This window comes from Edaphobacter sp. HDX4, assembly GCF_036877565.1.
Classification (GTDB): domain Bacteria; phylum Acidobacteriota; class Terriglobia; order Terriglobales; family Acidobacteriaceae; genus Edaphobacter.
Genome location: NZ_JAEDXW010000025.1, coordinates 1 through 25,250 on the forward strand (window position 1 = coordinate 1; position 25,250 = coordinate 25,250).

A 25,250-nucleotide genomic window follows, 5' to 3' on the forward strand; every position below is an offset into this window, starting at 1 on the left:
CTTCGCTCAGGATGACAGTTGTAGAAGTGAAAAGCTTGGGCGGAGTGAAGAGTCGTCTGGTTCGTGCTCTCGCGTGAATGGCCCACCTTAGCCGCTTCGCGGCGATGATGGGCCATTCGTTCGGTTTCGATGATTGGGTTAGTCGCGGACGCGGATGACAATCTTGCCGAAGGGCCCTTGCTCGAGGCGGTCGTAGGCCTGGAGGGCGTCGGCGAAGGAGTAGACCGAGTCGATGACGGGGCGGAGCTTGAGCTCGTCGAATTTGCGCAGCATGTCTTCAAGCGCGCGACGGGGGCCGACGGTGATGCCGCGCAGGATGCCAAGCTTCTGGATGAGTCCGAAGATGGGGATGGTGGCGTCGAAGCCTTCGATGACGCCGATGATTGAGATCTGTCCTTCGGGGCGGATGGCTTTGATGGAGCGGGCGAGGTTGGGACCGCCGACGACCTCGAGGATCTGATCGACGCCTTCTTTGTTGGTGATGGCGAGGGCCTGTTTCTCCCAATCTGGATTCTTACTGTAGTTGATGGTGTGGGTGGCTCCAAGGGTTTTGGCGCGATCGAGCTTTTCGTCGCTGGAGGAGGTGACGATAGTCGTGGCTCCGAAGGCGGAGGCGATCTGGAGGCCGAAGAGGGAGACTCCGCCGGTGCCTTGCAGGAGGATGGTTTGCTTCGACGTGAGGCCACCTTTTTCGACGAGGGAGTACCAGGCGGTGAGTCCGGCGCAGGGAAGGGCGGCAGCTTCGTCGTTGGTGAGATAGGAGGGTGCGAGGGCGAGGGCCTGCTCGGTGAGCACGAGGTACTCGGCGAGAGCGCCGGGCATGACGTTGCCGAGGGTGTAGAGGGATTCCTTGGAGGTGGGGCGGCCGTCGATCCAGCGGGTGCAGTAGTTGGTGACGACGCGATCGCCTACCTTGAAGCGGGAGGCGTCGGGGCCGAGGGCGACGATCTCGCCGACGGCATCGGCGACCTGGGTCATCGGGAACTCGAGGTGCGGATTGTAGTTGCCGTCATAGAGAAGTTTGTCACGGTAGTTGAGCGAGACGGAGGCGATACGGACGAGGACTTCGCCGGGGCCGGGCGTGGGCTGGGGAATGTCGTTGAGGACTAGGTTTTCGCGCCCGAAGGCCTGGAGCTGCCATGCTTTCATCTGTGGTTCCTCTGATGTTGAGATGGATTTGACGGTCAAGGCGTTGGAACCGCAGATCCTTCGGCTGCGCTCCCTTCGGTCGCTTCGCCCAGGCTGACACCTGCGTTTGCTAGAGTAGGCCAGCTTTTCAGGAATCATAGTTTGTCGTAGCGATGCGTAAAGAGGACGGCGCAACTGTTTGGTACGTCGTCCTCTTTTGTCCATTCGACGTTACTTGAGGCGGGAGCCGAGCTCGATCTCGTCGGAGTCAGCGAAGGTGGCGAGGATGGGCTTGCCGTCTTCGCCGTGCGAGGCTGCGAGGAGCATGCCATGGGATTCGAGGCCGCGCATCTTGCGGGGGGCGAGGTTGGCAACGATGATAATGCGGCGACCGATAAGGTCTTCTGGGGCGTACCACTGCGCGATGCCGGAGAGGATCTGGCGCTTTTCGTAGCCGAGATCGACCTCGAGGCGGAGGAGCTTGTCGGCCTTGGGAATGCGTTCGGCGACGAGAACCCTGGCGACGCGGAGGTCGACTTTGACGAAATCGTCGATGGTGATCGGAGAGTTATCCGGAGCGGGTGAAGCCGCGGCAGGGGCGGTGGCGAAGATTCCAGAGGCGGGTGCCTCGGAGTGAGGTGCGGGTGGGCGGGAGAGCTCAGCCACCGGGGAGCCGGAGCCGCCGACGTGGCTTCCGGCGTTTTGGTTGGGAAGACCGCTGGTGCGGGGCGCGGCTCCGGGATGGCTGGAGCTGTCGGGCGGTGGCGCGGTGTGGGTGGTCTTCTCGTCGACGAGCTTTGACGGTATGGGTGGAGCGCTGTTCTGTTCTGCGTCGGTCATGATCTGGATGAGTCCTTTGTCGGCGCGGGGGAAGATGGGGCCGAGGGGGCCGAGCTTTGTGCCGGGTTGGAGGCCACCCCAGGTGAGGTTGTTCAGCTGGCCGGATTTTGCGGCGGCTTCGATCTCGCCGAGGCCTAGCTGGGCCCATACCTTCGCGGTGGAGTAGGGAAGGATGGGGTAGAGGAGCCCGGTGATGATGCGGATGGATTCGGCGGCGTTATAGAGAACTTCAGATAACCTGCGCCGATCTTCATCAGTGGTTCGTTTCGCCAGTTTCCACGGCTCATTCTTCGAAATATAGCCATCCGTTTGTTGGATCAACAGAGAGATGGAATCCAGAACACTATAGTTATCCAGATAAATTTTCTGTTCATGAGAGAGAGCTTGTCTCACTTCCTCGAAATCGACAGGTTGAGAAAATTTGAGAACGGAAAAGGCGTTTTCGTAGAAAACACAAGCTGCCTTCGCGAACAGAGCTAGCTCTGTATGAGGCACTGAGTATGAATTGGCTGCACTGGGGAGAACATTTTTTTTGTTGTCCACAAGCATAGTGACAATGGGCCATTCTTCGTGGTCAGGAATGGTGTCGTCGAAGTTACTAGAGATGAGCTTCAGCGTCCGGCTGACGAGGTTGCCGTAGCCGTTGGCGAGGTCGGAGTTATAGCGCTGCACGAGCGCGTCGAAGGAGAAGCTGCCGTCCTGGCCGAAGGGTATCTCGCGGAGCAGGAAGTAGCGGAGGACGTCGGAGGCGAAGAGGTCCTGCTCGTGCTTCCAGTACTCGTCGGAGAGTTCAGCGCCGGGCCAGTCGATGGGCTTGGGTTTGAGGCCGCCGAATGCATCCAGAATGGTCTCGGTGCGGACGATGTTTCCGCGCGACTTGGACATCTTGGACTCTTCGAATAGCAGCCAGCCGTGGGCCTGAACCTTCTTTGGAAGAGGGAGACCGGCGGCGAGCAGGAAGGCAGGCCAGTAGACGCAGTGGAAGCGGATGATCTCCTTGCCTACGAGGTGGAGGTCGGCGGGCCAGAACTTTTCAAGCTTCGCGATGTCTTCCGGCTTCTCGGAGCCGTAGCCTACGGCGGTCATGTAGTTGGCCAGGGCGTCGAGCCAGACGTAGATGACGTGCTTCTTCTGCGAGGTGGAGGCGGCCGGTTCGGGGACGGGGATGCCCCAGTCGAAGGAACTGCGGGAGATGGAGAGGTCCTTGAGGGCTCCGGGGACATAAGAGGTGCCTTTGGCGGAGAACCGCAGATCCTTCGACTCGCTGGGCTCGCTCAGGATGACACTTTCTGAGGAGTGGGCAGGCGAAGAGCCAGAGGAGGAACTGGCAGGTGAAGACCCGGAATGGACGTTGCCGCGGAGGAAGCTGAGGACTTCGTTGCGGCGGGCTTCGGGTTCGACGCAGAACTCGCCGGATTCGATGAGGTCGATGAGCTGGCCCTGGAAGGCGGAGAGGCGGAAGTAGAAGTTCTCTTCGGTGACGGTCTCGGTGGGTTTGCCGTCGGGGCCGATGGTGCCCGGGGGACCTTCGACGAACATCTCCTCGCCGACGGAATACTGGCCGGTGTAGGTGTCGAGATAGATGTGTCCGCGCGAATAGAGCTGGGCAAAGAGCTTCTGGACGCCCTGCGTGTGACGAGGCTCGGTGGTGCGAATGTATTCGTTGTAGGTAATGCCCATGCGCTGCCAGAGCGAGCGAAACTGGGCGGAGACCTCGTCGGTGAAGCGCTGCGGGGGAATACCGGCAGCCTCGGCAGAGCGCTGGATCTTCTGGCCGTGCTCGTCGGTTCCGGTGAGAAACCAGACGTTTTCGGCTCCGAGAAGGAGGCGCTGCCGCCGCGCGATGACATCGGCCGCGATGGTGGTGTAGGCGTGGCCGATGTGGGGGCGCGCGTTGACGTAGTAGATCGGCGTAGTGAGGTAGAACTTTTTCTGAGCGTCGGACATGAGTGAAGTAAAGCCCAGTTTATCAGGGCGGCATCTGCTGGGCGCGTGATTGCCGCGGGGGCTGATGTCCATTTTGCGATGTGGGTTCGCGCTGTCGCGCGAATGGCCACCTTAGGCGCGATGAAGCTGGGCCGAAGATGGGGCCCCCAGGTGTTGTGGTCGTGTTGAAGGGATGAGAGAGTTCGGTTGCAACCGCAGATCCTTCGACTGCGTGGTTCGCAAAGAGCGCGAACCACTTCGCTCAGGATGACACTTCTGTTGGGATGAGGATTGTATTCCTGACGAGTTTGTTGGGATGAGCTTCGATTCGGGGAGAGCTTCTCTGCGCATGACGATTGGATTTGGGAAAAGAGGCTTCTACCGAGGCGAGGCTTCTTCGGGTGTCGCTTCTATTTGAGTGAGGCTTTATCGGTGGTTCTATTTGGGAGGATTCTGCCGAGACCGATACCGATAGCGTCGCCTGAGCGGATGAGGGCTGTTCTATGGCGAGGCGTTGAGTGTGCGGGGCGGCGTTAGTCGCTGATGACACCGACGTGGTCTGAGGTGGGAGTGGTTGGTGGAAGCGCCGATGCCTGGGCCTGCTCGGCCTCGGCGGCCTGGGCGGTGCGCGCGAGATTCAGGTGCTTCTCCATCGTCTGGCGAGCCATCAGGGGGTTGCGGGAGCGGATGGCTCGGAAGATTTCGCGGTGCATCTCGGCGGACTCTTTCAGATCCTGGGCATTCTCGACGGTTCTTGACCGATATTCGTAGAGATTGGCCGTGATGGTCTCCATAAGGGCGCCGAGGATGGGATTGCCCGCGGCGCGCGCGATGGTGCGGTGGAAGCGCACGTCGTGGATGAGGTACTCCTGCGGATCGGAGAGGAAGGCGTACATCTCGGCGACCTCTTCGGCGAGTTCGGCGATGTGCTCGTCGGTGGCGCGCTCGGCTGCGAGGGCGGCGATGGAGGATTCGAGGACGAGGCGGGCCTCGAACATCTGCCAGGGAAGAAAGCCGTGCAGAGCTCCGAGGACTGAGAGCGAGCTGGAGTCCAGGGCAGGGGGGCCGCTGGAGACAAAGGTTCCGGCGCCGTGGCGGCTCTTGAGGACGCCCATGGCGGAGAGAAATCCGATTCCTGCCCGCAGGCTGGAGCGGCTGATCTTGAGCTTACGAGCGAGTTCCCGCTCAGGCGGAAGACGATCTCCGGGCTTTACCTCTCCTGAGGCGATAAGAGAGCGAACGTGTTCGACGACCTGCATGGTGAGCTGGCTGTGCGGGGTTACGTCGGTGGTGGCGGCCTCTTTTTTCACTGCCGGACTGGATCCTTCCTCTCGAAGTGGGAGAAGGGTAACACGGAGGGGCGGGGATCGCTAAGATTCCGGGCTCCTGTCCCGCGACAGGGACGAGGGGTGACCGGTGCGGCGTATGACAGCCACAGAGTGGATACGTCGAAAGAGATGAGGGGCAATTCCGGACGGGGATGAACTAGACTTGAGTCGTCGCGAGGAGGATGAAGGTGCACAGGCCTGGCAGGATGCGCGTAAACCGGAGTTGGGCAGCGGTGACGCTGGTGACAGCAGCGCTCAGCTGCGGTGTTGTGGCAAGAGCTGAGAGCTGCACGACGCAGTCGGCGATGACCGATACGGAACGGAAGGCGCTCGTCACGGCGGTTCGAGGGATGGCGGAGAAGGTGCAGGCCAACGATGCCGCTGGGCTGCAGGCGATCACGATTCCGGAGTACGCGAAGAACTTCAGCGCCATTCAAAATGCGGTCGCCAACGCCGCCGACCGGGTCAAGGGAGCGACCCTGGTTGTGGAGCAGATTTATCTGCTGGATGCGAGTGATCTGAAGACAGGTTCGGACGGCAAGCCCGGGAACGCGCAGTTTCTATGCACGCTGAATCATTCGATCGCGGAGGCGGATTTCTCTATCCCCGCGCTTCCTGCGGGAAGATATGGCTTTGGGATCGTCGAGGCGCGAGGCATCGCAGCTCCGTACCGGCTGTCGTTCCTGATTGAGCAGGGTGGTGGCACGTGGCAGATGGCGGGCTTCTATCCGCGGGCGATGACTGCAGCGGGTCACGATGGTTTGTGGTACTGGACCGAGGCCCGGAAGATGGCGAAGACCAACGAGCACTGGAGTTCGTGGCTGTACTATCAGCAGGCCGAGGCGCTGCTGAATCCGACGCCGCTGATTCAGAGCACGCACCTGGAGAAGCTGCACAATGAGCAGAGCGCAGCAGCTCCTCCGGCATTGTCCTCGGGGGTCAGCGCGGAGTCGCCGCTGGTAGTCAAAGGGGCGGACGGGGCGGAGTACCACTTTGTCGGTCTCGGGGTGGACGACTCGCTTGCGAAGGAGAAGATCGATGTGATTGCGCGGCTGAAGGTGGAGCAGCTGGGCGACCCGGCGACGGCAAGAAAGCGCAATACGGATGCGATGAGCGCACTCGTGGCGGCGTATCCCGAGCTGCGCAAAAGTTTTCATGGCGTGTGGATCCTGTCTGAGATTCCGGGACAGAATCCCTATGCGACAGAGCTTGCCATGAACGAGATCCATTAGCCCCGCTTTAGAGAAGCAATCCTAGCGGCCACGCGGATATCTGGGGGCGCGGGATGAGACTTCTGAGATGTTGCTTCCAAGGAGAGATGCTATCTTGAAGACGCCTTTGTCTTTATCGTAGTGGGCGGAAAGCCCCGCGACGAGAGGCAACATCCTAAGTAAAGAGAACAAGAGGACATGGCAGAGATCAAGAAGACACTTTCCCAGGCGATTGCGGAGCGACGGGCTACGCCGAGCTTCGATGGCACTCCGATTCCGCCCGAGGACCTGAAGCAGATTCTGGATGCGGGACTGCATGCTCCGAGCGGCTATAACATGCAGCCGTGGCGCTTTATCGTGGTTCAGTCCGCGGAGCAGAAGAAGAAGCTGCGGGCGGCGAGCTACAACCAGGCGAAGGTGGAAGAAGCCTCCGCCGTGATCGTAGCCTGCGGAGATGCGGATGGCTGGCGCAAGGATATGGACCTGATGATCCAGCTTGGGCGCGAGGGCGGGATGCCGGAGAGCTACGCCGCGCAGGCGAGGACGAGTGTCTCGAACTTCCTTTCTGGCTTTAGCCGCGAACAGATGCATGGCTGGCTGAACAAGCATGTGATGATCGCCCTGACTCACATGATGCTGATGGCCGAGGTGCTGGGATACGACACGGCTCCGATGGAGGGCTTTGAGCAGGACAAGGTGCACGAGGTGCTGCGACTGCCGATGAGCTACTGGGTGGTGGCGCTGCTGGGAATTGGACATCTGAAGGGACCGGACAAGTACGACGGCGGTCGTTTCGACATGGCTCACACCGTCTTTAGCGAAGAGTTCGGCAAGCCACTGAAGTGAGCTCCGGGCAAGCTCCTCGAAGCGGACGGGAATACCCAAAGGCTCCAATCGTCGGGGTTGCCGCCGTAGTGGTGCGTGGGGCGGATGTCCTGTTAGTCCGGCGTGGTAGAGAGCCTCTGCTGGGTGCATGGTCTCTGCCGGGCGGAGCGCTGGAGCTGGGCGAGACGACAGCCGAGGGAGTGGAACGCGAGGTCTTTGAGGAGACCGGGTTGCGTATTCGTCCCGTGGAGATTGTGGCGACTCTCGATCGCATCGTTCGGGATGAGCAACAGAGAGTTCGCTTTCACTATGTACTGGTGGAATGGCTGTGCTTTATCGAAGGCGACTCCATCGAACTTACCTGCGGCGACGATGCGGCGGAGGCGAGGTGGGTGCCGCGCGATGAGATTTTTTCTGCGAGCTATGACCTTGGCGACACTACACTGGGCGTGATTAAACGAGCCCTGAGGCTCGCGGAGACGGTGGCGCTATGAAGGTCTTGTTGCGAGCTTTGCTGGTTCTGCTTCTCCTGGCAGGTGTCGGCGGCCTGATCCTCTATCTCAATCCTTTGTGGGTTGCGGACCAGCAAATTCGGCTTCGACTGTGGCACGAGGGTGTGAAGAGCGAATACGTGGATGCAGGTGGATATCGGCTGCATTACTTCGAAGCTCAGCCGGTGAATGGGGGCGGCGCGCCATTGTTGCTGATCCATGGCCTGGGAGCGCGCGGTGAAGACTGGTCCATGATGATTCCTGCGCTCGCGGCAAGTGGATTCCACGTCTATGCGCCTGACCTTCCCGGCTATGGCAGATCTTCGCGGCCCAGGGATGCGGAGTACTCGATCACGATGGAAGAGGCGGCAGTGGCAGCTTTTGCCAGGGCGTTGCACCTGACGCACACCTCTGTCGGGGGATGGTCGATGGGCGGATGGATTGCGATGAAGCTGACGCTGGATCATCCCCAGATGGTGGACCGGCTTGTTGTCTATGACAGCGCGGGAGTTTACTTCCCGGCGAACTTCGGTGCGGAGTTATTTGTTCCTGGAGATGCGCCGGGGATTACGCGATTGATGAAGATGCTTTCGCCCCATCCGCAGCCGCTGCCGGAGTTTGTCGCGCGGGATATTCTGCGAAAGTTCGCGCGGAATGGATGGGTGATTGAGCGCAGCATGGGAGCCATGACGGGCGGGCGCGATCTTCTGGACTTCCGCCTGCAGGATATTCATCAGCCGACGCTGGTGGTGTGGGGAGCTGAGGATGAGCTGATTCCGCTGGCGGTGGGGCGGAGAATTCATGAACTGATTCCGAACTCCGCGCTGAGAATTGTGGAAGGCTGCGGCCACCTTGCGCCCCTCGAGTGCTGGAAGCCGGTTGCGGCAACCACGGAGGCCTTTCTGCACGCACAGCCTGCGATGGAGGGTGGCGAGCAGGTTCTGGCTTCCGGTTATTCTTCGTCGGCTCCCCACTGATAAGCCCCCGGCTGGGGAAGCCCGATGTGGGCGAGTACTCGATGAACGAACTGCCGGGCCATCTCGGTGGTGCTCTGAGGCTGATTGTAGAGAGTGGGGATAGCGGGGAAGATGGTGGCTCCAGCTTCAGCAGCGAGCTGCATGTTGCGGAGATGGATGCGATTGAACGGTGTCTCGCGCACGCATAGGATGAGGGGGCGGCGCTCTTTAAGGCAGACGTCAGCGGCTCGGTGAATGAGGCTGGATGCGAGCCCGTTCGCGATGGAAGCAAGGGTTCCCATGGAGCAGGGAAGCACGATCATGGCGCTGGAGGGGTAGCTTCCGCTGGCGATGCTGGCGCCGATGTCGGAGTCTGCGTGCTGGCGGAGCTTGCTGCAGGGTCCTGCCAAAAGTTTCTCGGCGAGGCCGTTGCGTCCACTTAGGGCCAGCTCTTCAGCGAAGACGCGCAGCGAGCTTTCGGACGCGACAAAGTGAATCCGGGCAACGCGGTCCTCGGCAGCGAGGGCACGGAGCATCTCGGCGGCGTAGATGCTGCCACTGGCTCCGGTGACGGCGAGGGTGATGTTGCACGAGGCTGTTTCAGCATCAGACACAAGATGATTATCGCTTAGTCGAAACTCTCAGGGTTGAGATGGGTTTCGTACGATAGAGAAGCTGGCATCGTGTAGATGCCCTGGCGAAAGGAGAGGGATGAAGCAGCACCTGCGGTACCTGGTCCGTGCTCTATGTGCGGTGTTGTTGGGGATTGCAGCGAGCCGGAGTGCGGAAGCATCTGTCGCGTTGTTGATGGAAGAACCGTATGGAGCTTTCGGGGCTTTCAACCCCACAGGCCACGCGGCGATATATCTGAGCCAGGTGTGCGCTGACGGTCCGACGCAGCTGCGGATGTGCCGTGACGGAGAGTACGGCGTGGTGATCAGCAGGTACCACAAGGTCGGCGGGTACGACTGGATCGCCGTACCGCTGATTCCTTATCTATATGCGGTGAACTCGGTCGAGCAGATTCCTGCGAGTGTGGATAAGGCGGCGGTGGCGCGGCTGCGAGATAGCTACCGGCGCGAGTATCTCGAACAGCTCGCACCGGACGAAGAGTCCGGCACACCGCCGAAGGGCGAGTGGGTGCAGCTGGTGGGATCGTCCTATGACCGCAAGATCTACGGCTTTCAGATGGAGACGACGCGAGAGCAGGACGAGCGCTTTATTGCTTCTATGAACGACAGAAAGAACGTAGGGCACTTCAACCTGTTCTTTCATAATTGCGCCGATTTCTCACGAATTGCGCTGAATGCTTATTTTCCGCATGCCGTCCACAGAAACTTCGTCGCCGATGCGGGACTCACCACGCCGAAGCAGGTAGCGCGCTCGCTGGTGAAGTATGGACGGAAGCACCCGGAGCTCAGGATGAGGGAATTCGTGATTCCACAGGTGCGGGGAGATATGCCGCGCAGCCACAGCGTGGATGGTGTGGCGGAAGCGCTGGCGAAGAGCAAAAAGTACATCGTTCCGCTGGTGGTGTTGAACCCCGAGGTCTCGGGAGCGATCGTGGTGGCGTACCTCATGGATGGCAGGCTGAAGATGCCGAAGAACCCGAACGTCTTCCAGGTCAGCGAGGCAGATGTCACGGATGCGCCGAGGTCAGGGTCGGGGGACGCAAGGAGGACGCTTCTGATGGAAGATACCGGGCAATGACGCTGATCGCTGGTTGCGTTCAGTCACGTAAGGCGAGGACGACGATGGTTTCGCCGTGAACGTTGTGTGCCAGCTTAAAGGCCCGGTTGCTGATCTCTTCCTGTGCAGGAACTGATGGGTCCAACTCGCAGGCGGCGATCTCTTCGGTGGTCGCGGTGATGTAGCAGAGCTCGCAGGTGGCGAGGTCGCCTTCGGAAGTGCGCATGGGTGGACCGAAGGTTCGGCAGACAATAGGCCGGTGTTGATACAGGTCGCAGGTCCCGGTTGTTGGATCGAGGACCGGGCAGGGCTCGTTCTCTCCAAGCGCGTCTTCGGCTTCGTCGGCAAAGAGGGTTGAGTCTTCGTAATCCTCGGCGAGGATGCCGGTGGCTAAGTCGCCAGGGAAGAGCGGAGCGATGCGCGAGAGGGACTGCGCGACACGGCTGCGGACGCGGCCGGCACGTTGGGGGTCTTGTTGCTGTAGAAGGCGGAGACCGTCTCGCAGCCTCGCGGCATCCTGCTGCGAGATGGGAAAGACGCCATGACAGCACTGGGTGCAGCCGGAGTGACAGACGAGGTGATCTCCGCTGCGCTGAACGGCAGAAGCCAAGGCGGCGTCGACGATCTGGATGAGGTCGGTGTCGCCGCGGGCCTGGCCGGTATGCTGCATTGGAATGAGACTCCTCAAGCACAACTCTACTGGAAATGACGGTACGGCTCGACGGCGGCACTTTGCAGCGATAAGATGCGTGATCGAGAGATGATTGCAGTTGTGATCGGTTCCGGCTGAAGCAGATGCCGGAGGGAAAGAGGAGAGTCTAGATGTCTGGATCGATTTCGCGACGTGAGTTTCTTGCTTCAACCACGCTGGCCGCAGCGGCGGTGCTTGTGGATCCGCGGCAGGCAAGGGCGCAGTCGAAGACGCAGCCCTACGCCGACTGGAAGATGAAGCCAGTGATGGACTTCTCGAAGTCTCCCCATGCGAAGCTGCGGCAGGTTCCTGTAGGCGCCGTAACGGTGACCGGCTACTGGGCGGCGAGACGGAAGACAAACGTCTGGAGCAGCATTCCCAGTATGCGCGAGGAGCTGGTGCAGCATGGGAGGATGACAAACTTCGAGCGGCTCGAGGGCAAGTCGAAGGAGCCGCAGAAGGGACCGGTGTATTCGGACTCCGACATCTACAAATGGACCGAGGCGGTGGCTTATGTCTTGCAGTCGGAGAACCAGCCGGAGCTGCGGAAGACAACGGACGCGCAGATTCGAGAGATTGTCGCCGTGCAGGAGCCGAGCGGGTATCTGAACACCTACTACGTGGACGATCACAAGCCACTGAGGATGCAGCAGCACACCCAGGAGGTCGGTCACGAACTCTACTGCATGGGCCACTACCTGCAGGGCGCGATCGCGTACTACCGCGCCACCGGCGACGCCACCATGCTGAACGCGGGGATCCGGTTCGTGGACGAGTTTCTGCTGCCGAACTACGGCCCGGGTGCGAATCAGAAGCCCATTGTCTCAGGGCATCCCGAGATTGAGATGTCGCTGATTGAGCTGTACCGCACCACCGGCAATAAGAAGTACGTGGACTTGGCGGGGTACATTCTGCACGGCGACAAGCGATGGACGATCAAGCCGAGCGCGATTGTCTACATGTACTGCGGGATTCCGTTTCCCGAGCGCACGAAGCTGGAAGGGCACGCGGTGCGTTGTATGTATGCCTGCTGCGGCGCCACAGACTACTACTTGGAGACTGGCGATCCTGCGTACTGGAAGACCCTGGAGACACTCTGGACGGATCTGGTGTCGCATCAACTTTATGTAACCGGAGGCGTTGGTGCACGCGCCGAAGGTGAGGCCTTCGGGGATGCTTATGAGCTTCCCAATGCACGTGCCTATGGCGAGAGCTGTGCGGCCATCGGAAACATGATGTGGAATGCACGCATGCTCGCCGCAACGGGAGAGGCTCGGTTTACCGATGTAATGGAGCGGGCGCTTTACAACGGCATCAACTCCGGCATGTCGCTGGATGGCAAGCTGTACTGCTACCGCAATCCGCTGGCGTTCGAGCCGGCGACGGGAGATGTGATTCGCAATCCCTGGTACGACACGACCTGCTGCCCGCCGAATATCGAGCGCACTTTTTCGTCGCTGCCGGGGTACTTCTACAGCACGAGCAAGGACGGCATCTATGTTCACCTCTACGACACGTCGGAGATGGACTGGCACCTGGAAGATGGCACTGGCTTGAAGATGAGCCAGAAGACGGAGTATCCGTGGAAGGGCGATGTGGCGATGACCGTCTCACCGGCAAAGCCGCATGAGTTTACGGTGTATCTGCGGATTCCCGGCTGGTCAACGAAGAACACGGTTCGTGTGAACGGAAGTGCTGTAGAAGCTGCGAAGCCCGGAGAATATCTGGCGATTCGGCGGACATGGAGTGCGGGAGACAGAATCGAGCTGGCGATGGATATGACTCCGCAGCTGCTGCGGGCAAATCCTGCGGTGATGGAGGACGTAGGGAAGGCGGCGCTGCAGCGCGGTCCCGTTGTCTTCTGCATGGAGGGTCTGGATCAGAGCGCACCTGACCATGGCTTGAATCTCTCGAATCTGCGAGCGAATCTCGAGGGCGAGACGAAGGTTCGCTACGAGCCGGAGATGCTGGGAGGGGTGGCTGTGCTGGAGCATCCGGGCAGCGTCGTCGCCGGGCAGAATCCGGATCTCTATCGTGCGGCGAACGCAGGGGCGACGGAGAAGAAGGGCACAAACCTTACTCTGATTCCGTACTATGCATGGGCGAACCGTAAGCCGTCGCCCATGCAGGTGTGGATTCCTTACACCGAAGTCTGACGCCGTTTGAGAACTCGTTCGAAGATCGCGTCGACATTGGCAAGCTGGCGGTTGTAGTCGAAGGCATGAGCGAGCTTCTCGGGAGAGAGGCGCGCCGTAATCTCCGGAACTTTAGCGATCTCGTCGCGGAAGACCAGCTCATTCTTCCAGGAGTTCATCGCATGGCCCTGCACCAGGCGGTACGCATCTTCGCGACTCATGCCGGATTCCGCCAGATCGAGCAGAAGCTGGCCGGAGAAGACGAGTCCGCCGGTGGACTCGAGGTTCTTCAGCATGCGCGCCGGATAGACCAGCAGCTTGTCGATCAGATTGGTCGTCTTCGCGAGCAGGTAGTCGGCAAGGATGGTGGAGTCCGGGATGATGACGCGCTCGGCAGAGGAGTGCGAGATGTCCCGCTCGTGCCATAGGGCGACGTTCTCAAGAGCCGTCTGGGCGTTTGACCGCATTACGCGTGCGAGCCCGGAGATCTGCTCACTGGTGATGGGATTGCGCTTGTGCGGCATGGCGCTGGAGCCCTTCTGCTTCTCGGAGAAGAACTCTTCTGCTTCGCGAACCTCGGTGCGCTGCAGGTGACGGATCTCGGTCGCGATCTTGTCGAGCGTGCTGGCGAGTACGGCAAGCGTGGAGATGTAGGCTGCGTGCCTATCTCGCTGAAGCACCTGCGTGGCGATGTCGGCAGGCTTGAGGCCGAGCTCGGCGCAGATGGCCTCTTCGTGCTCCGGCTTGAGGTGGCCGAAGGTTCCGACTGCCCCTGAGAGCTTGCCTACGCGCAGGTCTTCAGCAGCCGCATCGAAGCGGGTGAGATTGCGCCGCATCTCGGAGTACCAGAGCAGCAGCTTGAGCCCGAAGGTGGAGGGCTCTGCGTGGATGCCGTGGGTGCGGCCGATGATGGGGGTGTTCTTGAACTCGATGGCGCGGCGCTTGAGCACCTCCGACAGAGAGACGATCCCGTCGCGGATGATGGCGGACGCTTCGCGGATCTGCAGGGCCTGTGCGGTGTCGACCACGTCGGTGGATGTGAGTCCGTAGTGCAGCCAGCGGGAGTGTTCAGGGTTGCCGATGTGCTCTGCGACGGTGGTGGTAAAGGCGATGACGTCATGCTTGACCTCGGCTTCGATGGCGTTGATGCGATCCACGGTAAAGTCGCCCTTGTCGCGAATAGCGTCGGCGGCCTCCTGAGGTACCAGACCGAAGCGCGCCAGAGCCTGGGATGCAGCCGCCTCGACCGTAAGCCAGCAGCGATATTTGTTGTCGTCAGACCAGATGCGGCCCATGGCAGGCCGTGTATAGCGGGGGATCATAGATAGCTTCCTGAACGCGATTTGGGGGAGATCCCGGGGTCGATGGCGATAGGGGTGCCATCAACATGAGGACTCTCCAGAGGTAAGTCTTTCATTTCTTTTCATTCTACTTCGGGGCGGGAGCCGCAAGGAGAGACGGCATACAGGGGTATTTTGTGTCGACATGCGATATAATCGTAGTACGACGCAATTATGGTTGTCACGAAAAGACAAAAAACGACAGTAGCCCGGCCGGAGCGTCTGGCTGAACTTGCGGAGTTTCGATTCCGTCTGCGCCGCTTCCTTGGCTTCAGTGAGAGGGTGGCAGAGACAGCGGGAATCTCGGCGCAGCAGTACCAGTTGCTCCAGGTTGTGGCGGCGGTGCCTGAGGATCAGGAGTGTTCTATCTCCTACGTGGCAGGCCGGATGATGTTGCGTCATAACAGCGCAGTCGAGCTTGTGGATCGTGCGGAACGCTCAGGCCTCGTGCGCCGCGTCGCCGATGAGACGGACCACAGGCGATCCCTGGTCGAGCCCACGGAAAAGGGAAGCCGTGTATTGGGCATCGTACTGGAAGATCACCTTGCTGAGATCGAGCGAGAGGGACCGGAGATGTTGCGGTCCTTGCAACAATTGCTCAACAGTCGTCAAACGGGAAAGAGGAATGGAGCGCGATGAGTGCTGCGATGGACAGGCTTCGCGATTATTCGGTTGATGCACGGGTTCTGTATGTAAGTGTTCTGGCAGCAGTGCTCGGTGCGGTAAGCAGCGTATTGGCATGGGCTCTGCTGGAGTTGATCTCCCTGGCAACCAATCTCTTTTATTACCACCGGTTTTCGTTTGCGGATGTCGAGCCTTCCGGGCATCACCTGGGATGGTGGGCTGTCTTTATGCCGGTGATCGGCGGCCTGATTGTCGGCTTGATTGCGCGTTATGGTTCCTCCAGAGTGCGTGGACATGGTATGCCCGAGGCGGTGGAGGTCATCGTCTTCCAGCGAGGGCGGGTGCAGCCGCGCGTAGCGATTCTGAAGCCGCTGGCCACGGCGATCTCCATCGGTTCGGGTGGGCCGTTCGGCGCAGAAGGTCCAGTCATCATTACGGGTGGTGCGGTGGGTTCGGTGCTGGGTCAACTGCTGCCCGTGACCGACTCTGAACGTACGGTGCTCATGGTCGCTGGAGCTTCCGCAGGAATGGCGGCCGCCTTCAGCTGCCCAATGGCGGCGACACTGCTGGCGGTTGAGCTGCTGCTCTTTGAGTGGAGACCGCGAAGCCTGGTGCCGGTGGCTATTGCCTGCATCACTGCAGGCACCGTTCGTCGCCTTCTTCTTGGGCCCGGGCCCATCTTCCTGATGCAGCCCACGGTCGTTGCCATGCACCATGCTGCGATGGCAGGTGCGCTGGTGATGGGCGTTCTTGCAGCGCTGATGGCGACCGGACTTAGCCGCGCGATTCACTTCTTCGAGACGAAGTTCGAAAGCCTTCCAATTCACTGGATGTGGTGGCCGGCGATCGGAGGCATCGTGGTTGGGCTTGGCGGTCTCATCTTCCCGCAGGCGCTCGGCGTGGGATACGACGTCATCCGCATGCTGCTGAACGATCAGGTGACGTGGAAGCTTTTGACCGGGATCCTGGTTATCAAGTCACTGATCTGGGTCATCTCCCTTGGCTCGGAGACCGCGGGTGGAATTCTGGCGCCATTGCTAATGATTGGCGGTGCGATGGGCGTGGCGGCAGGGCACGTGCTTACTCCCATCTCGCCGGGCGCGTGGGCGGTGGTCGGGATGACGTCGATCATCTCGGCATCTCTGGGAGCTCCGCTGACGGCCGCGATGCTCGCGGTCGAGTTGACCCATAACGGCGGTCTAATGCTGCCGGTGTTGCTGGCATGCGTCACCGCATATGCAATTGGCGTGCTGCTGCAGCCGCGTTCGATGCTGACTGAAAGCCTAAGTCGTAAGGGTCTGCATCTCTCCCGCGAGTATGGTGTCGATCCTCTTGAAACGGTCATGGTGCGCGAGGTTATGCACACCAGTGTATTCGCTCTTCCGGCGGATGCATCTCGCAAGGATGCGATGGACTGGCTCATCAAGATGAACAAGCGCGGAGGAGAGGCCTGGGCCCATTGGCAGCGAATCTTTCCGCTGGTCGGCAGGGACGGCAAGATGAAAGCTATCCTGACACGTGGCCAGATGATTACGGCGGCTGAGTCTGGAGATCCTGCGGATCCCCTCATCGACAGTGGCGTGAAGAAGCCCGCAGTGGTCGATCCGTGGGAGACGCTACGATCGGCGGCGGAGAAGATGGCGCAGCTCAAGCTTCGCTCGTTCCCGGTGACGAACGATGAAGGCGAGCTTGTAGGAATTCTGAATATCGAAGATCTTCTTGAGGCACGCGGAAAGGCCAGCCTGCGAGAGCGGGAACGCGAACGGATTCTGCGGTTGCGGTGGCCCTTCGGACAGAAGGACCACGCGGATTCCGGCATCGATGACCTGGTCGATCGCGCGTTCGATAGTGCCAACCGAAAGATACCGGCAGGCGATCGCGCGCAGGCGGACGAGCAGGTGGAGGAGCCGACGACCTCCGCGCAATCGGAGCGGTAGACTTACTTCGCTTCGACCCCGAAGAGTTCAGCCATCTCCGCGTGGAGAAAACCGCGACCGGGGCGATAGGGCTGCACCCATTTGCCGTCGATGACGAACTGCGGGATGGCGCGCTTGCCTACATTCTCAAGAACCAGGTCTGCGGCGCCGGGAGTTACTTCGATGTCGACTTCTTTGTAGGCGATGTTGTGGGTATCAAGAAAACGCTTCGCTTCTCGGCAATCGCGGCACCAGGCCGCGGTATAAACAGTCAAATCCATAGCCATATTTTACCGAATCCTTTACTGCTCGTGATAGTTGATGGTAAGACCGCCGTCGATGAAATAGGTGCTTCCGGTGACATAAGCTGCCTCGTCACAGGCGAGAAAGGCGGCAAGTCCAGCGACGTCTTCCGGCTTACCCATTCGGCCCAGCGGAATATTTTTAAGCAGGGCGTCGAGCTTGGGTTTGTCCTCGAGCAGAGACTTGTTGATCGGCGTCATGATGGCGCCGGGTGCGATGTTGTTAATGGTGATCCCGAGGGGACCGAGTTCAACGGCAAGATCGCGCGTGAACATGCGCATGCCCCCTTTCGAGATGCAGTAGGTTGAGAAGTGGGGAAACGCCATATCTTCGTGGACGGAGCTTATATTGATGATTCGTCCGGAGCGCTTTGCATCTCTAAGCCTGCGCACAAAAGCCTGAGTCAGAAAGAAGGCACCCTTGAGGTTGACGTTGAGGATGGCGTCATAGTCCTCCTCGGTGACGTCCCAGAAGTCGGCGCCCTTCTCGATGCCGGCGTTGTTGACCAGGATGTCGCAGGACCCAAGCTGTTCCCACGCCTGGTCGACCAGCATCTTTGTGTCGGAGACGTTTGAGACGTCCGCCTTCACCGTTATGGCCTTGGCGCCCTTCGCCTCGACAAGCTTCTTGGTGTCTTCTGCGCCCTCAGGGTGATTGCGATAGTCGACGACGAGATTGGCGCCTTCTTCAGCGAAACGAACGGCGATGGACTGACCGATTCCGGAGGAAGAGCCACTGACGATAGCGACCTTGCCGGAGAGACGACCTGACATGAGTACCTCTTTCAGATGAACGGGTTGAGTTCAGGCAGCCTTCTTCGCTGTTCTCTTTCGTGCGTGTGCCGATTTTGCGGCACTTGAGCTGGTCTTGGAGGACGTCTTCTTCGCGGATTTCTTTGAGGCGGTTTTGCGGGCACGCGGCTTCTCTTTCCCGTCCTTCTCCTTCTGGTCCGCAATGATTCGGGAGAGAATGCTCTTCGTCTTATCGAGAGCATCTCTGCGTTCCTGAGAGAGATTCTTCCCGGCGCGGTTGATATAGAAGGTCAGCATTCGCATGCCTGAGCCCGGGCCCTTCGGCGAGACCTTCTTCGAGGCCAGAGACTTTGCGATCGTCGCCGGGCTCTTGTTGAACAGACCCTCGTCAGGGTGCGTGGAGTCAGTGTCAACCTTCGCCGACCACTTCTTCTTTGTCGCCATCGCTTCCTCCGAGGAGAGTCTCCTCTGCATCCATAGGATGCGGGTCGAGGCGCTTCTTCCCGCGTCGCTTGAGGAAAAAGTTGCTGAGCATGCGGCTGCACTCGTCCGCGAGGACGCCTGCCCGGACCTCGGCGCGATGGTTGAGCTGCGGGTGGTTCAGCACGGTGAGGACGCTGCCGCAGGCTCCGGCCTTGGGATCGTCAGCGGCGTAGACGAGCCGTGCGATGCGCGCGTGCAGGATGGCGCTGGCGCACATGGCGCAGGGTTCGAGCGTGACGTAAAGGGTGCAGCTGCCGCCATCGGGCGTCAGCAGGCGGTAGTTCGAGAGCGCGCGGCCCGCCTCGCGCATGGCGACGATCTCGGCGTGCGCAGTCGGGTCGCAGTCGCGAAGTACACGATTCTGGCCGCGACTCAGGATGGTCTCGCCGTCCGGGCCCACGACGATCGCGCCGACCGGAACTTCGCCTTCGGTCTCGGCGGCATGCGCTTCCTCCATGGCGAGGCGCATCATGTGTTCATCAAAATCGGTGGATTGCTGCAACGTCTCCATCGCGTCGAGGACTAGTTCTGTGGTGCAGGATTCGGAACAAGGACGCCGTGATGATAGACGGCGTCGATCTTGTGGGTGTTGTGGACGTCCATCAGCGGGTCAGCGGAGAGGATGATGATGTCGGCGGAGTAGCCGTCCTTGATGAGGCCTACGTTGAGTTTGGAGTTGATCTCGTGGAGCAGGCGTCCGTTCTCTCCGGTTGCGAGAGTGATCGCCTGGAGCGGGGTAAGACCGGCGGAGACGAGATCTGCGAGCTCGCGATGTTCTGTGAATCCGGGGATGCGGCCAGGAACCGCGCCCGAGTCGGTGCCGAAGCCGATGCTGACGCCGGCATCGTAGAGCGTCTTGAGATTCTTCATGGCGATCTCGTGATCCTTCTTAGCCTGCTCGGTCTGTGCGGCGGCCATGGTCTTTTCGGCGTAGTCAGGCGCCTGCAGCTTTGCGAGCAGCTCGGGTCCCGCGGCCTGCTGGAAGAACTCGGACTTCATGATCGCGGGATCTTCCGCGTAGAGGTAGAAGGCCTCGTCGAGGGCCAGAGTCGGGATGTACCAGATCTTGTGATCGATGAGGGTCTGGGCGAAGCCGGGGTCGACGACATGATCGCGGACCGAGTGCGCAAAGATGTCGACGTTGGCGTTGATCAGGCTTTTGGCATCGGCGAGGGTGTAGACGTGAGCGGCGACCTTGAGATGGTGCTTGTGCGCCTCTTCGATGAGGGCGGTGTAGACCGCGGGATCCATTGCAGGAATCTTGCCGTGGCCGCTGTCGAGCCACATCTTGATGAGGTCGACGTGATGCGATGCCATCTCGTCGACGTCCTTGCGAGCTTCTTCGGCGTTTGCAGGACGGTAGATCTGATCGGGAGCGACATCAAGCCCGGGCGCTCCCTTGGGGACGCCGATGCCACGGCCCGCGGTGAGGATGGTTGCGCCGCCGAGATTTCCTTCACGCTGCTGATCGCGGAGCTGGTAGACGAGATCGCGATTGAGCCCGAGAGAGACGATGGTGGTGACGCCGTACCGCTCGAACTGGTTGAGAGCCTTAGTGACGTTCTCGGTTGTGTAGGCGTTTGGCGAGGGCGTGGCGTTGTCGAGGAGAATGCCGAGGTGCGAGTGCGCGCTGATGAGACCGGGAATGACGGTCTTGCCGGTGCAGTTGACGATTTCGACGTTCTTCGGAGCGTCCTTGGTGAAGGCTGGACGGACGCTGTCGATGTAGCCCTTGCGAAAGGTGATGTCGACGTGAGGGCGGACCTGCGCTCCTGTTCCGTCGACGAGCGCGGCATCGTGCAGGAGGATGGCTTTTTGCTGGGCCAAGGCGGCAAGAGAGGCTGAGAACATAAGGGCGCAGGCAAGGGTACGCATCAGGTCTCCAAAAGTTTTATTTACAGCACGAAACAGTAATTTCTTGGATGCCTCACGTAAAGGTGAATTACGCGGGCTCCTGTTGCGTCATGCAGTGTAGCGCGCCGAGACCCCAGATGAAGTCGGTGCAGTGAATTCCGGTGACGCAGCGGCCGGGAAAGCAGTCCGCGATGATGTTGAGAGCGTGACGATCGTTGGGGTCGTTGAAGGTGGGGACGAGGACGAGGTCGTTGGCGATGTAGAAGTTGGCGTAGCTGGCGGGAAGTCGCTGGTTGTCGAAGATGACGGGAGCGGGCATGGGCAGCTCGACGATGCGGAAGGGGTTGCCGGCGAGATTGCGGGCGGAGCGCAGGCGGTCGAGGTTTTCGGCGAGGGGAAGGTGGTTCTCGTCGTGGGTGCTGGGCTCGACGCAGGTGAGGATGGTGTCTTCGGCGACGAAACGAGTGATGTCGTCGACGTGGCCGTGGGTGTCGTCACCAGCGGTTCCTCGGTTGAGCCAGATGACCTGGTCGATGCCAAGGTAGTCGTGGAAGGCCTGCTCAAGCTGCTGGCGCGAGAAGCCGGGGTTGCGCTGCTGCACCTCGGAGAGGAGGCACTCCTCTGTAGTGATTAGGACGCCGGCACCGTTAGTGTCGATGGAGCCGCCCTCGAGGACGAGGCGATGCTCTTTGCCGTCCGCGCCAGTGAGCTTCGGCTGGAACTCTTCCAGGGCGTAGAGCCCAGCGACGTGGTGCGGAATCTGGTCGTCGCGGCGCCAGTTGTCGTACTTGGCCCAGGCGTTGAAGCGCCAGTTGGTGACGGCGAGTTCGCCCTGAGGGTTCTTGGGGGAGCCTTCAGCCTTGATAAAGATGGGGCCGGAGTCGCGCAGCCAGACCCGGTCGGTGGGCCAGGGGTGGAAGTGGAGGCGGGCCATGTTGGCCCCGGCGCGGAGGAGGATGCGTCGGGCGCGTTTCTCGGCGGCCTCGTCGTTGACGAGGATGTGGACGTCTTCGACGCCGGAGAGGTGACGGACGATCTCGGCGTAGACCCAGGGGATGGGTTGGAACTTTCCGGGCCAGTCTTCGGAGTTATGGGGCCACGCGATCCAGGTAGCGGTATGGAGCGCCCATTCGGCCGGCATGCGGAAGTTTCGTTCGCGGGGTGTGGTCATCTGGCTCTCTTGTCCTGAATGAGGAGGGTACCCTACCCCCGTCTATTTTGTTCAAACTCTTCTAAACATTGACTTAGGTCCGGACCTCGCGTTGGTGTCGAGTACATGACCTCGGTTTGGTTGTGCTGGTTTAAGTATAGCGAGCCTGAGGGAACTGGTCGGCAGAGGTGATGTCGTTGACGAAGTAGGGGTTATGGCGGTTCGGGAGTTGACAGGTTCTGCAACTGCGGCTGCGTCTTGCTCAGGGGTATTGTGGCGGGGGAGAGGTATGCTGTCCGGGCTAGAACCCGTTGGCATCAAACGCGGCGGTTCGAGCTTCGCTCGAATGAGCCCATATCTCAGGATCGAGATATGGGGCACCCTTCGCGGTGGGTGCGGGATTTGCGTGCGCGAGGTGGAGGGACCGCAGATCCTTCGACTTCGCTGCGCTTCGCTCAGGATGACACGGTTTTGAGGGAGACAGAGAGCGTAGCAGTATGACCTCACATCTGGTTGATTGTGGGTGGAGGGCCTCACCGTTATCATCAGCCGGGCTTCGCGCAGGGTCTCGTGGACGGTGAGGGATGGGCATTGAAGGCCTCCTTTGGTGGTCGCGGAGCAGTCGCCCGTTTCGGCGTATTAGGATGGGAGGGCGTAAGAGAGTTTAAGCGTTTTATCCACGCCGCAGAGGTTACCCAGAATATGGCCATTGGAGTTGGAGCGACAGGCACGACAACGCAGAATACCGGAGCGACGAAGACCGACGTCCGGGCCATGAGCATCGCGACGATGCTTTTTTTCATGTGGGGATTTCTTACCTGTCTGAACGACATTCTGATTCCTCACCTGAAGGGCATCTTCGATCTGAACTACGCGCAGGCGATGCTGGTTCAGTTCTGCTTCTTCTCGTCGTACTTCATCTTTGCGCTTCCCGCAGGCAAGCTGGTGGAGTGGCGCGGGTATAAGGGCACGATGGTGATCGGACTGCTGGTGATGGCGGTGGGAGCGTTCCTGTTTCTGCCAGCATCGACTGCGGCCTCCTTCGGTCTGTTTCTATCGGCGCTGGTGATCCTGGCAGCTGGTATTACGACGCTGCAGGTGGCGGCGAATCCTTACGTGGCGAACCTGGGACCGCCGGAGACGGCGTCGTCGCGGCTGAACCTGGCACAGGCGTTCAACTCGTTTGGAACGTTCGTGGCTCCGTTCTTCGGTGGCATCCTGATCTTGAGCTCGACCCAAGTGGCGCAGGAGAAGCTGCAGACGCTTTCGGCTGCAGCGCTGCAGCAGTACCGCATGGAGCAGGCTTCGTCGGTACGGCTGCCGTATATGGGGATTGGGCTTGCCTTGGTGCTGCTGGCGATCTCCTTCGCCGTGCTGAAGATGCCGACGATGGATTTCACGCGCGACATCCGTCCGGGTGAACTGGATGCTACGGAGAACGACAGCATCTGGCGGCATCCGATTCTGCTGGCGGGAGCGCTGGGAATCTTCGTGTATGTGGGGGCGGAGGTTTCGATCGGGAGCTTCCTGGTGAACTACTTCGCGCTGCCGGATATCGCGGCGTTCTCAGAGAGGACGGCGGCGAAGTATGTTTCGCTGTACTGGGGCGGAGCGATGGTCGGGCGCTTTATCGGTTCGTGGCTGCTGACGAAGGTACGGACAAGCCTGGTTCTGGGAACGGCGGCGGTGGTGGCGTTTGCGCTGGTGGTGATGTCGATCCTGACGCACGGTCACACGGCGATGTGGGCTATGCTTGCGGTTGGGCTGTTTAATTCAGTGATGTTCCCGAGTATCTTTACGGTGGGCCTGACCGGGCTGGGGCCGCTGACGAGTAAGGGATCGAGCCTGATGGTGGCAGCGATTGTGGGCGGAGCGCTGATTCCGCTGGCAGAAGGGCATCTGGCCGATGCAATCGGGGTACAGCATGCGTTTGTGATTCCGGCGGTTTGCTACATCTACATCGCGCTATTTGGATATCTGGGCGGAAGGCGGGCTGAGCGCGAGGTCGGGGTGGCTTGATGTAGTGGGATTCGTGGGCTCCGCGGTCGTGTGATGGTTCGAGCTTTGCTCGAAGGCTCCACATCTCAGAGCCGAGATGTGGGGCACCCGCTCACGTGGACGGATTGGAAACCGCAGATCCTTCGACTTCGCTGCGCTTCGCTCAGGATGACACTTTCAAAAGGACTGAGGGAGAACTTCGCTCAGGATGGCGTTCTTGTATCGTTCCAACTACCATCTCGGAGGACGTATGGAAGTTGTTGGATATGCGATTGCCATCTTTGGCATTGCCGGCAATCCGACGGTGTCTGTTTCCCGGAACTTGCTTCGATCCAAGTCGAAATCGTTTACGACCATATCAACGATATGCCGTGCGATCGCCAAAGATGCCGTGGCCGCAGGTGAAGGTACGTTAGAGACGTGCAAAATGCCCTGGCTGTACGCGAAGTGGAAGTCGTCGATCAAGTTGCCGTTGAGATGAAGGGCCTGCGCTCGTACTCCCGAGCCACCTGGTTCAAGGTCGTCTTCCGTGAGAGCTGGGATGAGCCGCTGGAGCGCCCGAACAAAAGCCGCTTTATTGACGGAACGATAATATTCGCCGAGCGATAGCCTCCAATGCGTCGCCGCCATTCTCCAAAACCCTGGGAAAGTAGCGAATTCGAAGACATCTGTTGCACGAAACGAGTTCTTTGAGTACCCCTCGCGCCTGAAGGCGAGCACAGCGTTAGGACCTGCTTCGACCTCTCCTCCGATCCGCTTAGTGAAGTGCACGCCGAGGAAAGGAAAGCGCGGGTCGGGTACGGGGTAGATGAGGGAGTTAACGTAATGCCGTTTTGGCGCTACGAGATCATAGTATTCGCCGCGGAAGGGCAGGATCATCAGATCGAGTTTCGCAGTGCTCATGCGGCTGATTCTGTCACTGTGCAAGCCGGCGCAGTTGATGACCAGGTTCGCCGAAACAGCCCCACCGGTTGTCTCTATGAAGGTGTGGCTGTCGGAATGTCGCAATCCGATCACCTCATGAGAGAGCAGAATGGTGCCACCATTGCGCACGATCAGTTCCGCGTACTTGTTAGCTACCCTTTCGTAATCCACGATGCCTGTGGCTGGGACGTGAAGCCCGCGAATGCCGGCGGCTTGCGGCTCGAGCTCGCGAATCTGCTCAGCGCTGAGTATCCGAAGTCCAGTCAACCCGTTTCCAGTGCCTTTCCGTAAGAGTTCTTCGAGTTGTGGAAGTTCGGCCTCTCGAGTGGCGACGATGATTTTTCCGCATACCTCAAAAGGTACTTCATGCTCCTGACAGAAGCGCATGAGCAGAGCAGCGCCTTCGGTACAGAGCTTTGCTTTGAGGCTGCCAGGTTTGTAGTAGATTCCGGAGTGAATGACGCCGCTATTGTGGCTCGTCTGGTGGGCCGCGATCCGGGACTCTTTTTCGATGATCACCAGGCGAAGCCGCGGAAAGCGGTTGGTGAGTTCAAGGCCGGTCGCTAGTCCTACGATTCCTCCGCCTATAACCGCGATATTTGCTTCGAAGGCCATGGGGATGCGTTAGTAGATGTGCCAGTCGGAATTAGGACGATTACCTGAACATAAAAGGAACGCAACAATGA

Annotated in this window: 22 protein-coding genes; 9 read left to right on the forward strand and 13 right to left on the reverse strand. The window is 60.0% G+C overall.

Going from position 1 to position 25,250, the window contains the following annotated elements; translation table 11 throughout:
* Positions 1 to 138: 138 nt before the first annotated feature.
* The 3 genes from JAO29_RS19365 to JAO29_RS19375 form a co-directional block, all read right to left on the reverse strand.
* Complete coding sequence (locus tag JAO29_RS19365; RefSeq protein ID WP_334269917.1) at positions 139 to 1,149, reverse strand: zinc-dependent alcohol dehydrogenase family protein; 1,011 nt, start codon at positions 1,147 to 1,149, stop codon at positions 139 to 141.
* A 210-nt stretch (positions 1,150 to 1,359) separates the two neighbouring features.
* On the reverse strand, positions 1,360 to 3,915 hold the full coding sequence (metG, locus tag JAO29_RS19370; RefSeq protein ID WP_334269918.1) for a methionine--tRNA ligase subunit beta: 2,556 nt from the start codon (positions 3,913 to 3,915) through the stop codon (positions 1,360 to 1,362).
* A 512-nt stretch (positions 3,916 to 4,427) separates the two neighbouring features.
* Positions 4,428 to 5,204 carry a FadR/GntR family transcriptional regulator gene (locus JAO29_RS19375; protein WP_334269919.1) on the reverse strand — a complete coding sequence of 259 codons (777 nt, stop codon included), beginning with the start codon at positions 5,202 to 5,204 and terminating at the stop codon, positions 4,428 to 4,430.
* Positions 5,205 to 5,410: 206 nt separating this feature from the next.
* On the opposite strand from JAO29_RS19375, the gene JAO29_RS19380 reads away from it, so the two are divergent.
* The 4 genes from JAO29_RS19380 (at position 5,411) to JAO29_RS19395 (ending at position 8,726) form a co-directional block, all read left to right on the forward strand.
* Positions 5,411 to 6,454, forward strand: a complete 1,044-nt coding sequence (locus JAO29_RS19380; RefSeq protein WP_334269920.1) for a hypothetical protein — start codon at positions 5,411 to 5,413, stop codon at positions 6,452 to 6,454.
* 177 nt (positions 6,455 to 6,631) lie between these two features.
* Positions 6,632 to 7,279, forward strand: coding sequence for a nitroreductase family protein (locus JAO29_RS19385; RefSeq protein WP_334269921.1), 648 nt, complete (start codon positions 6,632 to 6,634; stop codon positions 7,277 to 7,279).
* Complete coding sequence (locus JAO29_RS19390; protein WP_334269922.1) at positions 7,276 to 7,752, forward strand: NUDIX hydrolase; 477 nt, start codon at positions 7,276 to 7,278, stop codon at positions 7,750 to 7,752. Before JAO29_RS19385 ends, JAO29_RS19390 begins: the two co-directional genes overlap by 4 nt.
* A complete protein-coding gene (locus JAO29_RS19395; protein WP_334269923.1) occupies positions 7,749 to 8,726 on the forward strand; it encodes an alpha/beta fold hydrolase in 978 nt (325 codons plus the stop codon). Before JAO29_RS19390 ends, JAO29_RS19395 begins: the two co-directional genes overlap by 4 nt.
* On the opposite strand, the gene JAO29_RS19400 is transcribed toward JAO29_RS19395, so the two are convergent.
* The gene (locus tag JAO29_RS19400; RefSeq protein ID WP_442886443.1) at positions 8,702 to 9,241 is read right to left on the reverse strand and encodes a UbiX family flavin prenyltransferase; all 540 of its coding nucleotides are present in this window, start codon (positions 9,239 to 9,241) and stop codon (positions 8,702 to 8,704) included. The genes JAO29_RS19395 and JAO29_RS19400 overlap by 25 nt on opposite strands.
* A gap of 175 nt (positions 9,242 to 9,416) precedes the next feature.
* On the opposite strand from JAO29_RS19400, the gene JAO29_RS19405 reads away from it, so the two are divergent.
* On the forward strand, positions 9,417 to 10,415 hold the full coding sequence (locus JAO29_RS19405; RefSeq protein ID WP_334269925.1) for a hypothetical protein: 999 nt from the start codon (positions 9,417 to 9,419) through the stop codon (positions 10,413 to 10,415).
* Between the two features lie 19 nt (positions 10,416 to 10,434).
* On the opposite strand, the gene JAO29_RS19410 is transcribed toward JAO29_RS19405, so the two are convergent.
* On the reverse strand, positions 10,435 to 11,064 hold the full coding sequence (locus JAO29_RS19410; protein ID WP_334269926.1) for a YkgJ family cysteine cluster protein: 630 nt from the start codon (positions 11,062 to 11,064) through the stop codon (positions 10,435 to 10,437).
* Between the two features lie 152 nt (positions 11,065 to 11,216).
* Between JAO29_RS19410 and JAO29_RS19415 the strand changes: the two genes are divergently transcribed.
* Positions 11,217 to 13,241 carry a glycoside hydrolase family 127 protein gene (locus JAO29_RS19415; RefSeq protein WP_334269927.1) on the forward strand — a complete coding sequence of 675 codons (2,025 nt, stop codon included), beginning with the start codon at positions 11,217 to 11,219 and terminating at the stop codon, positions 13,239 to 13,241.
* Here the strand turns inward: JAO29_RS19415 and purB are convergent.
* Positions 13,226 to 14,542: an adenylosuccinate lyase gene (gene purB / locus JAO29_RS19420; protein WP_334269928.1), complete on the reverse strand. Its 1,317-nt coding sequence runs from the start codon at positions 14,540 to 14,542 to the stop codon at positions 13,226 to 13,228. The genes JAO29_RS19415 and purB overlap by 16 nt on opposite strands.
* 192 nt (positions 14,543 to 14,734) lie before the next feature.
* On the opposite strand from purB, the gene JAO29_RS19425 reads away from it, so the two are divergent.
* Positions 14,735 to 15,199 (forward strand): MarR family winged helix-turn-helix transcriptional regulator, encoded by a 465-nt coding sequence (locus tag JAO29_RS19425; protein WP_334269929.1) that lies wholly within the window; start codon positions 14,735 to 14,737, stop codon positions 15,197 to 15,199.
* Positions 15,196 to 17,121 carry a chloride channel protein gene (locus JAO29_RS19430; RefSeq protein WP_334269930.1) on the forward strand — a complete coding sequence of 642 codons (1,926 nt, stop codon included), beginning with the start codon at positions 15,196 to 15,198 and terminating at the stop codon, positions 17,119 to 17,121. Before JAO29_RS19425 ends, JAO29_RS19430 begins: the two co-directional genes overlap by 4 nt.
* Before the next feature lie 2 nt (positions 17,122 to 17,123).
* On the opposite strand, the gene JAO29_RS19435 is transcribed toward JAO29_RS19430, so the two are convergent.
* The 6 genes from JAO29_RS19435 to JAO29_RS19460 form a co-directional block, all read right to left on the reverse strand.
* Positions 17,124 to 17,381: a glutaredoxin family protein gene (locus JAO29_RS19435; protein WP_334269931.1), complete on the reverse strand. Its 258-nt coding sequence runs from the start codon at positions 17,379 to 17,381 to the stop codon at positions 17,124 to 17,126.
* Positions 17,382 to 17,402: 21 nt separating this feature from the next.
* On the reverse strand, positions 17,403 to 18,176 hold the full coding sequence (locus JAO29_RS19440) for a glucose 1-dehydrogenase (RefSeq protein ID WP_334269932.1): 774 nt from the start codon (positions 18,174 to 18,176) through the stop codon (positions 17,403 to 17,405).
* A gap of 30 nt (positions 18,177 to 18,206) precedes the next feature.
* Complete coding sequence (locus JAO29_RS19445) at positions 18,207 to 18,599, reverse strand: DUF3175 domain-containing protein (RefSeq protein ID WP_334269933.1); 393 nt, start codon at positions 18,597 to 18,599, stop codon at positions 18,207 to 18,209.
* Positions 18,565 to 19,149 (reverse strand): tRNA adenosine(34) deaminase TadA, encoded by a 585-nt coding sequence (tadA, locus tag JAO29_RS19450; protein ID WP_334269934.1) that lies wholly within the window; start codon positions 19,147 to 19,149, stop codon positions 18,565 to 18,567. Before tadA ends, JAO29_RS19445 begins: the two co-directional genes overlap by 35 nt.
* Positions 19,150 to 19,160: 11 nt before the next feature.
* A complete protein-coding gene (locus JAO29_RS19455; RefSeq protein WP_334269935.1) occupies positions 19,161 to 20,513 on the reverse strand; it encodes an amidohydrolase family protein in 1,353 nt (450 codons plus the stop codon).
* A gap of 67 nt (positions 20,514 to 20,580) precedes the next feature.
* Positions 20,581 to 21,663: an agmatine deiminase family protein gene (locus JAO29_RS19460; RefSeq protein WP_334269936.1), complete on the reverse strand. Its 1,083-nt coding sequence runs from the start codon at positions 21,661 to 21,663 to the stop codon at positions 20,581 to 20,583.
* A gap of 681 nt (positions 21,664 to 22,344) precedes the next feature.
* Here JAO29_RS19460 and JAO29_RS19465 point away from each other — a divergent pair.
* Positions 22,345 to 23,661: a sugar MFS transporter gene (locus tag JAO29_RS19465; RefSeq protein WP_334269966.1), complete on the forward strand. Its 1,317-nt coding sequence runs from the start codon at positions 22,345 to 22,347 to the stop codon at positions 23,659 to 23,661.
* A 210-nt stretch (positions 23,662 to 23,871) separates the two neighbouring features.
* Here the strand turns inward: JAO29_RS19465 and lhgO are convergent, their stop codons facing one another.
* Complete coding sequence (gene lhgO / locus JAO29_RS19470; RefSeq protein WP_334269937.1) at positions 23,872 to 25,179, reverse strand: L-2-hydroxyglutarate oxidase; 1,308 nt, start codon at positions 25,177 to 25,179, stop codon at positions 23,872 to 23,874.
* Between the last annotated feature and the right edge of the window lie 71 nt (positions 25,180 to 25,250).